Genomic DNA, 11,802 nt, shown 5'->3' with positions numbered 1-11,802 from the left:
CGTCGCGCACCCCGCTCGTAGCGCGGCTCGGTCGCTCGCGGGGCGGCTACCGGGAATGAAGTTGCGGGAGCGCGGGTTGATCGTGTGCTGATCCACTCTCTTGCGGCTGGGAAGAAGGCGGGTCCATGGCGCCCTCGGCGGGAACGATGCGTGCTGTCCGGCTCTCCGCTCCCGGGCCCGTGGACAACCTGCGGGTGGTCGCGCTTCCGGTTCCGCCCGAGCGGGACGGCTGGGTGCGCATCCGGGTCGAGGCGTTCGGCCTCAACCGTTCGGAGCTGAAGCTGCGCCTCGGGGTGAGCGTGGGGGTCGAGTTCCCCCGCGTGCCCGGTATCGAGGCCGCCGGCACCGTCGACGCGGCCCCGGCCGGGAGCGGGCTGGTGGCCGGGCAGAAGGTCGTCGCGATGATGGGGGACATGGGCCGCACCTATGACGGGGGCTACGCCGAGTACACGTCGGTGCCGCTGTCCCAGGTCATCCCCGTCGACACCGATCTGCCCTGGGAGGTGCTGGGCGCCCTGCCGGAGATGGTGCAGACCGCCTACGGGTCGCTCACCGTGGGTCTGGACCTGAAGCCCGGAGAGACCCTGTTGATACGCGGCGGGACGTCCTCGGTGGGCCTGGCGGCCGCCGCGCTGGCCGCGTGGCGCGGCTCCACGGTGCTCGCCACCACCCGGCAGGCCGGTCGCCTCGCCTGGTTGAAGGAGCGGGGCGTCGATCATGCCGTGCTCGACACCGGCGAGGTCGCGCCCGCCGTGCGCGAGTTGTATCCGGACGGTGTCGACGCCGCACTCGATCTGGTCGGAACGCCCACCCTGCCCGACACGCTGCGGGCGGTGCGCGTGCACGGCACGGCCTGCTTCGGCGGCAGCCTCTCCAACCAGTACACGGTGCGGGACTTCTCCCCCAACGAGTACCTGCCGAGGGGTGTGCGGCTGGCGGGCTACTTCGGCGACGCCGCCGACCTCCCCCGGGACGCCTTCCAGGAGATCCTCGACGCCGTCTCGGCCGGGCGCCTGTCGTTCCCCGTCGACCGCGTCTACGACGGTCTGGAGCAGGTGCCGCAGGCCCACGACGACATGGAGCACGACCGCGCCACCGGCAAACTCGTCGTCCGCGTCCGGCATTAGAAGCCGTTCGAGAACGGGCCGGCGACGTGACGACCGGTATCCGGGACGCGTGGCGCGACGACGCCAATGTGCCGTTCTCCGAAGGTTCGAGCAGGTCAACGGCTGCTTTCGATTCTGGACGCGTCGGCACTCCACAGTCGACAGGCCTTGAGGGAGAAGGCGGCGGTTCCTTTGGGCTTAGCATTGCGTCCGGGGGATGGAGGGAGCGGTGATGCGCTCGAAGTGCCCGCGGTGCTGGACGATGCCGACGCCCGCGAAACCCTTTTGGAGAAGGTGATCATGTACCACGCCCGGCGTTCCATCGTTGTCGCGGCCGTCGCCGCGCCGTTGCTCCTCGGCTCCGCCGCGCAGGCCGCGGCGCCCTCCGCGGAGGGCAAGGTCCGGATCTCCACGGCCTACGTCATTCCCGGTGACCGCGTCTATCCGGAAGGAATCACCGCCGATCCGCGTACCGGCGACCTCTATGTCGGGACGTTCGAGGGCGGCGCGGTCTTCAAGATCACGCCCGGCGAGCGGGTCGCCAAGGAGTTCCTGCCCGCGCGCGTCGACGGCCGGACGCAGGCTCTCGGAATGGAGGTCGACCGGTCCAGGCGGCTGTGGGTGACCGACCGCCTCACCGGGCTCGCCGTCTACGACATTCCGAGCCGCCGCCTGCTGGCCCGCTTCACCGTCACCGGCCCGGAGGCGCGTCTGGTCAACGACATGGCCATCACGCCGGACGGCACCGCCTACATCACCGACAGCCGCCGGTCCGTGGTCTATCGCGTGACGCCCGAGCAGCTCGCGAAGGCGCACGAGCAGGGCGGCGAGGCGCCCCTCACGCCTGCCTTCGACCTGTCCAAGGTCGTGGAACCGCACGCGCCCGACTCGATCACCCTCAACGGAATCGTCAGCGAGCCCTCGGGGCGCTACCTGCTGTCGGTGGACATGGCCGGCGGCGACCTCTACCGCATCGCGCTGCCCTCCGGGAAGGTCGACAAGGTCGCCCTGAGCGGTGGGGACCTGACGACGGGCGACGGCCTCGAACTGCGAAACGGCACGCTGTGGGCGGCCCATCCCATCACGGACGCCTACGCGATCAGCCGGTGGCGCATCGGCTCGGACGGCCGGACGGCCCGCCTGACCCGGCGCGTCACCGACCTGGCGTTGCAGACCCCGACGACCCTGCTGCGCAAGGACGGCAGGCTCTACGTCGTCCGTTCCCAGTTCGACAAGGGCGGGCCCACGGGACCCGGCACCCCGCAGCTCCCGTTCAGCATCGCCTCCGTACGCGGCCTCTGACGAGGGGCCAAAAGACGCGCGGCCCCCCCTGCCGCTCAGCGGCAGGGGGGCCGTCCCGTCCACGGTGTCAGGCGCGGTCCGGCAGTCTCAGTTCGGTGAGCCAGTCGTCGTGTCCGGTGGACTCGCCGCGCACCAGCCGCATGTAGGCGTCCCGGAGGAGGGTCGCGACCGGTCCCGGCGTCCCGTCGCCGACGGTGAGGCCGTCGATCTCACGGACGGGGAGGATCTCCCTGGCCGTCCCCATGAAGAAGATCTCGTCGGCCACATAGAGCTCGCTGCGGTCGACCTCGCGCACCTCGACGGGGACGTCCGCCTCGGCCAGCAGCGTGAGGACGGTGTCGCGGGTGATGCTCTCCAGCAGGCCGCCGGTCAGCGCCGGGGTGACGACCCGGCCGTCCCGGACGAGCGCGACGCAGGCCGCCGGGCCCTCGCTCACCTTGAGCCGCTCGTTCAGCATGATCGGCCAGTCGTGCCCGTTCTCCCGCGCCTCCATCAGCGCCAGCCGGCCGTTGTGGTAGTTCGAGAACGCCTTGGCGCGCGGCGGGGCGCTGGCGTCGGGTATCCGCAGCCACGAACTGACCGCCGCGCGGCAGCCCCGCGCGTCGGCCATGCCGCTGCGGAACGGCCAGCTGTCCACGACGACGTCGCAGCGCGGCCCGGCGGGCAGCAGCTGCTCGCGGATGATGCCCGCGGGGTAGGCCCAGGGACGTACGTAGACGTCGCACGCGTAGCCGTTGGCCGCGAGCACCTCCAGGACGGCGGTGTGCAGCTCCTCGACCGTCCAGGGGATCTCGATGCGGCAGATCCGCGCCGACTGGTGGAGCCGGCGCAGGTGCTCGTCCAGCCGGAACACCAGGAGCCGTTCGCCGTCGGCGGCCAGGTAGGCCTTGAGGCCCTCGAAGACGGCCGCGACGGACGCGTGCCCCACCGCGTTGACGTGCACGCGCGCCTCGTGCCACGGGACGAGGCCGCCGCTGCGCCAGAGCCAGTCGGGGTCGCCGCCGTCCGGGCCGACCAGCGCGTCGCCGGTCTCCGCACGGTCGTCACGCTGATCGTCGATCATGGTGTGAGGCTACCGCCGGGTCGCCAGGAGAAGCCAGGTCGAAGGCGGTCAGATCGGGGCGATTCACCTACGGAGCCGTGGCGGGACGCGGCCGGGCCGCGTCCCGCCACGGCGTGGCGCCGATGCCCGGGGTCTAACCGGCCGGGCACACCAGGACGAACGAGAAGTCGTGCCTCGTCCTCCGGTTCAGCGGTATCTCGACCTTGACTCTGCGGGCGATCTCGGCGCGACCGAGGCCCAGCCCACGGGCGAGCAGCCGTTCGGGACGGACCGGTACCGGGTCCTCGAACACGACCGTGACCTGGACGGGCCACGGATCATCGGGCACGGGGGACGCGTCGAGATCCCAGCACCCGTCCCAGTCGAGCGCGAACCGGTTGCGCCGGGCGATCGACGGGTCGAGGAGCGTGTCCGCGACGAGGGCGGGCGAGTTGGCCGTGTAGCCGGCCAGCCGGTCGGCGGGAAGCGCCCCCACCGGGACGCGGTCGTGCACGGTGAGCTTGCCGGTCCGGTCGCAGGACACGCAGTTGACCAGCAGCCAGACGTCGAGCAGCTTGCCGTTGGCGTTGACGCGGAACCTGCCGTCGCCGACGGTGGCGCGCCCCGAGGGGCAGTCCACGCACCGGAGGGCGAGCAGGGGCAGGCGGGTGCGCCGCACCACCCAGGGCAGCACGGAATGAAGATGTGAAGACATGACTCTCTGAAGACCTGACGAAGGCATGGGGAACAGAGCCGACGGTGTGGTCGGCGACCAATGCGTGGAGGAGTGTCAGGTCTAGAGAGCGGGGGGCGTCATGCGCGCTATGTCCTCACGTAGGAAGGAGGACAGGCTAGCGACCGGTGTCCAGGCCGTCCAGGCCGTTCAGCCGCGACCGCCGCACCACCGGGGTATGACGCCGAGTCTCGTCCCGTGGGGGGACGTGCGCGGGCGCGGGCGTCCCTACTCTCGTTGGCGTCACCGACGAAGGGAGCGGCGGATGCGGACGGGGCGGGGAACCGCAGTGGTGGCCGGTGCGGTCGTGGCCGTGACGACGATCGCCCTGGCAGGGCCCGTCGCGGCCGGGACGCGGGCGCGCGGCGAGTTCGGCCCGGGTGCCCCGGGACTCGGGGACCCGTGGTATCCGCAGGCGGGCAACGGTGGGTACCAGGTGGGGCACTACGACCTGGATCTGAGCTACGAACCGCGTACGCGGCACCTGGAGGGCAGGGTCCGGATCCGCGCGGAGGCGACCCAGAACCTGTCCCGCTTCGATCTGGACTTTCGGGGCCTGTCGGTGCGGAGGGTCGCGGTGAACGGCCGTCCGGCCGGATTCAACCGGGACGGGCAGGAACTGCGGATCACCCCCGCCCGGGGCCTGCCGGACCGTTCCCGGTTCACGGTGACGGTCGACTACGGGGGCACGGTGCGCCCCGAGCAGGACGCGGGCGGGCCCACGGGATTCGTGCCGACGCCCGACGGGGCCGTGGTCAGCGGAGGCGGGGACACGGCCTCCACCTGGTTCCCGAGCAACGACCATCCGTCCGACAAGGCGACGTTCGACTTCCGCGTGCGGGTCCCCGCCGGGCTGCGCGTGGTCGCGAACGGCGAGCCGCGCGGACGGCGTGACAGCGGTGCGACGACCACCTACGAATGGTCCGAACCGGTGCCGATGGCGACCTACCTGGCGACCGTCGACATCGGCCGGTGGCAGGTCAGGCGGGGACGGACGCCGGGCGGGATACCGGAGTACGTCGCGATCGACCCCGCCCTGCGCAAGCCCGCTCGCCCCATGGAGTTCTTCTGGAACACGACCGCGCGGGTGGTCGACGTCTGGAGTTCCCGGTTCGGCCCCTACCCGTTCGGCTCGACCGGCGCGATCGCCATCGCGGCGACCTACGAGGGCGAGCCCGTGCCGATCTCGGAGGAGACGCAGACGAGGCCGGTGTACTCGCTGGCCGAGGGCGACCAGCTGGTCGCGCACGAACTCGCCCACCAGTGGTTCGGGGACTGCGTCGGGGTGACGGCGTGGAACGAGATCTGGCTCAGCGAGGGCTTCTCGACCTTCGCCGCCTGGTACTGGGACGAGATCAACGGCCGGGGCCGCGCGCACGACGAGGCGCTCAAGATCTACAACGGCAACCCGTCCGGGGCCCGTTTCTGGACGGTGCCGATCGCCGACGTCCCGAAGCCCGACCCGGACGACCCCGAGCAGGTGAGCGGCAGCCGCGCGTACCTCGGCGGCGCCATGGCCCTCCAGTTCCTCCGCGAGAAGCTCGGTGACGAGACGTTCTTCGCCGTCCTGCGGGCCTGGCCGCGGCGCCACCGCTACGGGACCGCGACCACCGCGCAGTTCGCCGCGCTGGCGAGCGAGATATCCGGCCGCGACCTGCGCGGGTTCTTCGCCACCTGGGTCCAGTCCCCCGGCAAGCCCGCACTCCCCCGCGGATAGGTTCGGCCGCCGCCGGGTGGCCTGATGCCGCCGGGGCCACAGTTAGCCGAGCATCGAATGCCTGTTCGGTAGAGAGGCCCGCGGGTGACGCCGTCCCCACGGACTGTTCGGCGACGTGGGAGAAAAGGTGCAGTTCAGACCACATAGCACTGCGTTATGCCCAAATGTCATGGTTCCCGGGGCGTTCATCAGGTGTCAATGTCGTCTTTGCAGGACGCGTCGGCCGGCCACGCGCAGCACAGCTCCCCAGTCCGTGTGCGCGCCGCTCCCCGGCCCCGCCGTCGCGTCGGCCGCCGCCCCGACCCCCGCGGGGCGGCCTCGCTCCCGCTCTGATGGAGGCATGCGGCTGTGAAACGAAGAAACCATCTCCTGGTGACCACCGCGGTCACCGCCCTCGCGCTCACCGGCGTGGCGGCACCCGCCATGACGTCCGCCCAGGGCAGTCAGGCACCCGGCACGGACCCGAAGACGGCCGCGGTGGCGTCCGCGGACCGGCTGATCGCCGGGAACGCCGCCGCCCTGCACACCGGCAAGGACGAGAAGTACATCCGGACCCAGGTCGTCAGCACGCCGTGGGACCAGTACTACGTCGCCTATGAGCGCACGTACCGCGACCTTCCCGTGGTCGGCGGCGACTTCGTCGTCGCGACCGACGCGAAGGGCCAGGTGCGCACGCTGTCGGTCGCGCAGCAGCAGCAGATCACGGTCGGCGTCACGCCGACGATCAGCCAGGCCGCCGCGGCGGGCACCGCCCGCGCAGCGCTGACCAGCCCCGACAAGTCCCAGGTCAAGCCCCGGCTCGTCGTCCACGCGACGGCCAAGCCCCGGCTGGCGTGGGAGACGGTCGTGACCGGACGCGACGGCAAGCAGCCGAGCCGCAAGAAGGTCTACGTCGACGCCCGGACCGGCAAGCGGTTCGACACGCAGGAGACCATCCACGCGGGTACGGGCACCGGCATCTGGGAGGGCTCGAACCTCACCATCGGGACGACGCAGTCGGGCAGCACCTACACGATGCGCGACCCGAAGCGTCCCGGCATGACCTGCGCCGACTACAGCGGCGGCATCTTCTCCGGGCCGGACGACACCTGGGGCAGCACGTCCAAGACCAGCAAGGAAGCCGGCTGCGTGGACACCATGTACGCCGCCGCCGGGTTCTGGGACCTGCTGAAGACCTTCGGGCGCGACGGCCTGCGCAACGGCCAGTGGGCCCCGGCGCGGGTCGGCCTCAACGCGGTCAACGCCTACTGGAACGGCACCGACGCGCAGTTCGGCCACAACCAGGCCAACCAGTGGATCACCTCGACCGACGTGGTGGACCACGAGTTCGGCCACGGCCTGGACAACTTCACCCCCGGCGGCATGTCCGGCGGCGGAACCCAGGAGTTCGTGGGCGACGTGTGGGGCGCGTCCGTCGAGGCGTTCCTGAACAACCCGGTGGACAAGCCCGACTACACGGTCGGCGAAGAGGTCAACCTGGTCGGGAACGGCCCGATCCGCAACATGTACAACCCGTCGCAGGTCAACAACGACCCGAACTGCTACTCCGCCTCGGTTCCGAGGATGGAGGTGCACAAGGCGGCCGGTCCCGGCAACCACTGGTTCTACCTGCTCGCCGAGGGCTCCAACCCCGGTGGCGGCAAGCCGAACAGCCCGGTCTGCCAGGGCGGCCAGGTGACGGGCGTCGGCGTCCTGAACGCCGCGAAGATCTTCTACAACGCGATGAACATGAAGACCTCCGGCACCAGCTACCCCCGGTACCGGACGCTCACGCTCTCCGCCGCGAAGAACCTGGACAAGACCTGCGACTGGTTCAACAAGGTGAAGGCGGCGTGGGACGCCGTCCAGCTCGGCGCGCAGTCCGGCGATCCGACCTGTACACCGGGTGCTCCCACGGCGAACACTGTGGGTGGTGGCCTCCCAAAAGTAGTGGCCGCGCCTGACATCAACGTAGAGAACGTCAAGGCGCACCTTCAGCAGCTTCAAACGATCGCCAGCAGCAACGGCGGTACCCGCCGCTCCACCGGAGCGGGCTATCTCGGGTCCGTCTCCTACATCGAGGGCAAACTGAAGGCCGCCGGATTCACGGTGACCCGCCAGGCCTGCTCCTCGGGATGCAGCGGTGGCGCCGGGCCCAACCTCATCGCCGACTGGCCCGGCGGAAACGAGAACAACGTCTACATGTTCGGAGCCCACCTCGACAGCGTCGCGGCAGGCCCCGGCATCAACGACAACGGCAGCAGTTCCGCGGCATTGCTGGAGACGGCGCTCCAGCTCGCCCAGTCCAAACCCACCATGCTCAACCACGTGCGGTTCGGTTGGTGGACGGACGAGGAACAGGGCATGCGCGGCTCGCAGTTCTACACGAGCCGGCTGCCGACCGCCGACCGGTCGAAGATCAAGGGCTACTTCAACTTCGACATGATCGGCTCGCCCAACGCCGGGTATTTCATCGACTATCTCAACTCGCCTCTCTCGGCGAACCTGAAGGGGTACTTCGACTCCATCAAGGTCTCCACCGAGGAGGTCACGGAGTGCTGTAGCGACGACGGGTCGTTCCGCAACATCGGCGTCCCGACCTCGACCCTGTCCACCGGCGCGGGAATGAGGAAGACCTCCGCGCAGGCGCAGAAGTGGGGCGGCACCGCGAACCAGGCGTTCGACCGGTGCTACCACCAGTCCTGCGACAGCTACCCGGGCAACATCAACACGACCGCGCTGGACCGCAGCGCGGACGCGATGGCCTGGGCGCTGTGGAAGGTCGCCGTCGGCGGAGCCCGCGCGCCCGACGCCGCACCGGTGTCCACCACCCCGGAGACGCTCACGGTTTCGAGCGCCCCGACGGTGCCCGGTCCCGACATCAACGTCGAGAACGTCAAGGGACACCTTCAGCAACTCCAGACCATCGCCAGCAGCAACGGCGGTACCCGCCGCTCCACCGGAGCGGGTTACCTCGGGTCCGTCTCCTACATCGAGGGCAAACTGAAGGCCGCCGGATTCACGGTGACCCGCCAGGCCTGCTCCTCGGGATGCAGCGGTGGCGCCGGGCCCAACCTCATCGCCGACTGGCCCGGCGGAAACGAGAACAACGTCTACATGTTCGGAGCCCACCTCGACAGCGTCGCCGCGGGCCCCGGCATCAACGACAACGGCACCGGGTCGGCCGCCCAACTGGAGGTCGCGCTGCAACTGGCCCAGTCCAAGCCCACCATGCTCAACCATGTGCGGTTCGGTTGGTGGACGGACGAGGAACAGGGCCTGCGCGGTTCGAAATTCTATGTGGGCCGCCTCTCGACGGCCGACCGGTCGAAGATCAAGGGCTATTTCAACTTCGACATGGTCGGCTCGCCGAACCCGGGCTACTTCATCGACGACATCAACTCGCCCCTGGCGAAGAACCTGAAGGAGTACTTCGACTCGATCAACGTGTCGACGGAGGAGGTCTCCGAGTGCTGTAGTGACGACGGGTCGTTCCGCAACGCCGGAATCGCCACGACGTTCCTTTTCACCGGCGCTCCGGCGACCAAGACCGCGGCGCAGGCCAAGAAGTGGGGTGGCACGGCCGGACAGGCGTTCGACCGGTGCTACCACCAGGCCTGCGACCGGTATCCGAACAACGTCGACACGACCGCGCTCGACCGCTGCTCCGACGCGATCGCCTACGCGCTGTGGAAGGTGGCGGTGGGCGCCGGTCCGGCAACCGGAACCAACGAGCGAACATGACCGCCCTCGGGGCCGATGACTGAGCGGCCCCCCGACGGCTGAGGCGTCACGCCCCGGCCACCCAGAACGTGCCCGGTCCGGCCTTTCTCCACAGGGGTGGGGAGGCTGGACCGGGCACACCCTTGTCGGCCGCCATCGGCCGTGTGGTGATCACCACAGCCCTAAATCGGACTCTCCGATCGTCCAACGGCTGCGGGCGCACGGGTTCGTCCTGACCTCCCGGCGCCGGGACGGCGGGGTCGTCCTCGCCGAGGAGGTGCTCGACGTCCCGTTCGGCGGGATCATCCGGGCGCTGGAGGGCCCCGGCGAGGTCGTCGACTGCGACCGCCCGCCGTGCCCGCTGCGCGGCGGCTGCCACCTGCGCGGCGCGCTGCGGAACGCGCAGGAGATGTTCCTCGCCTCGCTGGACCGGGCGCGGCTCCGGGAGCTCGGCGTCCGGCCGGAGCAGTACACGATCGGCGGCACCTGTGGGACGCGGTCGCCGAGGTGCTCGGCGACGCGGTGACGCCGCAGGTCCGGGCGGCCTGGTCCGAGGACGTGGTCTCGCTCGTGCTGGTGCCCGCCGACGGCGGCGCGGTGCCCGCGCACCGTCCCGGCCAGTACGTCACGCGGCCGGATGCGGGAGTTCCGGCAGCTCACCTGGTACGAGGAGATGGACGGGGCCGCCGGGGATGACGTCCGGACGGGCCGCGTCGACGTGGCCGCGCTGTCCCTGCTGGACAAGCCGCGCGTGTTCATGTGCGGGCCGCTGCCGTTCATGCGCGAGGTCCGGCGCGGCCTGCTCGACGACGGGGTCTCGGACGAGCGCGTGCGGTACGAGGTGTTCGGCCCGATCTCTGGATGCGCTGACCCGCGGGGCGGCCTCGTTCAGGCCAGGGCGACGGAGAGCAGATCCGCGAAGACGGGATGCGCGGGTTCTGTTTCGAGGCCCTGCCCGGAAGTGTCGCCCGGGTCCTCCTCAGGACGGCTCACCAGCGCCGTTCTCCAGTTCGCCTGGCGGGCCGCGTCGAGTTCCTGGACCAGGTCGGAGACGAACAGGATCTCCTCCGCCGGGACGCCTATACCGTCGGCGATGACGTGGTAGGAGTCCGCCTCCCGTTTGGGCCCGGCGGTCGTGATGTCGAAATGGCCGCCGAGCCATCGGCGCAGATCCCCGAACTGGGTGTGCGCGAACCAGAGCCGCTGGGCCTGGACCGACCCCGACGAGTAGACGTAGACGGGCACCTCGCGGAGTTTCCATTCACGGAGGGCGTCCAGGGTGTCGGGGTAGACGTGCCCGCTCACCTCGCCCTTCGCGAACCCCTCGGCCCAGATCATGCCCTGGAGCCGCTTCAGCGGCGCCGCCTTGCGGTCCTCGTCGGACCAGCGCTCCAGTGCCCGGATGGCGGCCGCGTCATCGTCCGGCGCGCCCTCCAGGCGGAGCTGGTCGCGCGTTTCCCGAAGGACGTCCTTGGCCTCGTCCTCGTGGTCGGCCACCCATTTCCTCAGCCGCTCGCGCGCGTAGGGGAACAGCACCTCGTGCACGTGCGCGGTGGAACTCGTGGTGCCCTCGATGTCCAGCACGACGGCCCGCGCCGGACCCGGACGAGTCATACCCGAACCAGGAGGTCGTCGAGCCTGGGGAAACGCGAGGCGATGCTCTCCGGGAGGAACTTGCCGATCCAGCCGTCCTCCTCCTGAAAGAAGCGAATGGCGGTGAAGGACGGGGTGTGCCCCATGTCGAACCAGTGCACGGTGCGGTTCGGCACGGAGAGCAGGTCGCCGGCCGTGCAGACCGTCGCGTAGACCTTTCCGTCGACGTGCAGATAGAAGCATCCGGTGCCCTCCACGAAGAAGCGCACCTCGTCCTCCTCGTGGAAATGCTCCTCAAGGAACTTCGACCGCGCCTGCGCGGCGAGCCTCCTCCACTCCGGGTCGTCCGGGTTCGGGATCATCCGCACGACGTCGACGAGCGTGTAGCCGCCCGCCGCGCTGATCCGGTCGATGTCGTCGCGGTAGGCGTCCTTGATCGTGGCCTCGTCCGCCGAGGCCGTCAGTGGCGCGGTGGTCTCCCAGTGCTCGATGCGGACGCCGATCCCGTCGAGTTCGCGGTGGATGGCGGCGGCGTCCTCGGTGCGCAGCAGCACCTTGCCGGGTGCGTCTTCGGGCATGATCTGCAACAGCGTCATGGGGCGATTCC

General features: G+C 70.3%; 9 protein-coding genes. 5 read left to right on the top strand and 4 right to left on the bottom strand.

Going from position 1 to position 11,802, the window contains the following annotated elements; genetic code table 11:
• Positions 1-125: 125 nt before the first annotated feature.
• Complete coding sequence (locus tag K2F47_RS09335; protein ID WP_242902360.1) at positions 126-1,127, top strand: zinc-binding dehydrogenase; 1,002 nt, start codon at positions 126-128, stop codon at positions 1,125-1,127.
• Between the two features lie 231 nt (positions 1,128-1,358).
• On the top strand, positions 1,359-2,408 hold the full coding sequence (locus K2F47_RS09330) for an SMP-30/gluconolactonase/LRE family protein (protein ID WP_242902359.1): 1,050 nt from the start codon (positions 1,359-1,361) through the stop codon (positions 2,406-2,408).
• 67 nt (positions 2,409-2,475) lie between these two features.
• Here the strand turns inward: K2F47_RS09330 and ilvE are convergent, their stop codons facing one another.
• Together ilvE and K2F47_RS09320 are read right to left on the bottom strand one after the other, a co-directional pair.
• Positions 2,476-3,471: a branched-chain-amino-acid transaminase gene (gene ilvE, locus K2F47_RS09325; protein ID WP_242902358.1), complete on the bottom strand. Its 996-nt coding sequence runs from the start codon at positions 3,469-3,471 to the stop codon at positions 2,476-2,478.
• A gap of 133 nt (positions 3,472-3,604) precedes the next feature.
• Positions 3,605-4,144, bottom strand: coding sequence for a DUF1062 domain-containing protein (locus K2F47_RS09320; RefSeq protein WP_242902357.1), 540 nt, complete (start codon positions 4,142-4,144; stop codon positions 3,605-3,607).
• A gap of 304 nt (positions 4,145-4,448) precedes the next feature.
• On the opposite strand from K2F47_RS09320, the gene K2F47_RS09315 reads away from it, so the two are divergent.
• The 3 genes from K2F47_RS09315 (at position 4,449) to K2F47_RS41300 (ending at position 10,128) form a co-directional block, all read left to right on the top strand.
• A complete protein-coding gene (locus tag K2F47_RS09315) occupies positions 4,449-5,900 on the top strand; it encodes a M1 family metallopeptidase (RefSeq protein ID WP_242902356.1) in 1,452 nt (483 codons plus the stop codon).
• Positions 5,901-6,272: 372 nt separating this feature from the next.
• Positions 6,273-9,623, top strand: coding sequence for a M28 family peptidase (locus K2F47_RS09310; RefSeq protein ID WP_242902355.1), 3,351 nt, complete (start codon positions 6,273-6,275; stop codon positions 9,621-9,623).
• 19 nt (positions 9,624-9,642) lie between these two features.
• A complete protein-coding gene (locus K2F47_RS41300; RefSeq protein ID WP_308198390.1) occupies positions 9,643-10,128 on the top strand; it encodes an RrF2 family transcriptional regulator in 486 nt (161 codons plus the stop codon).
• A gap of 362 nt (positions 10,129-10,490) precedes the next feature.
• On the opposite strand, the gene mtnC is transcribed toward K2F47_RS41300, so the two are convergent.
• Together mtnC and K2F47_RS09295 are read right to left on the bottom strand one after the other, a co-directional pair.
• Positions 10,491-11,216, bottom strand: coding sequence for an acireductone synthase (mtnC, locus tag K2F47_RS09300; protein WP_242902354.1), 726 nt, complete (start codon positions 11,214-11,216; stop codon positions 10,491-10,493).
• On the bottom strand, positions 11,213-11,791 hold the full coding sequence (locus K2F47_RS09295) for a 1,2-dihydroxy-3-keto-5-methylthiopentene dioxygenase (protein ID WP_242902353.1): 579 nt from the start codon (positions 11,789-11,791) through the stop codon (positions 11,213-11,215). Before K2F47_RS09295 ends, mtnC begins: the two co-directional genes overlap by 4 nt.
• Positions 11,792-11,802 lie beyond the last annotated feature (11 nt).

This window comes from Actinomadura terrae (genome assembly GCF_022751215.1).
Taxonomy (GTDB): Bacteria; Actinomycetota; Actinomycetes; order Streptosporangiales; family Streptosporangiaceae; genus Spirillospora; species Spirillospora terrae.
This window is presented reverse-complemented; position numbering and strand designations above follow the sequence as displayed.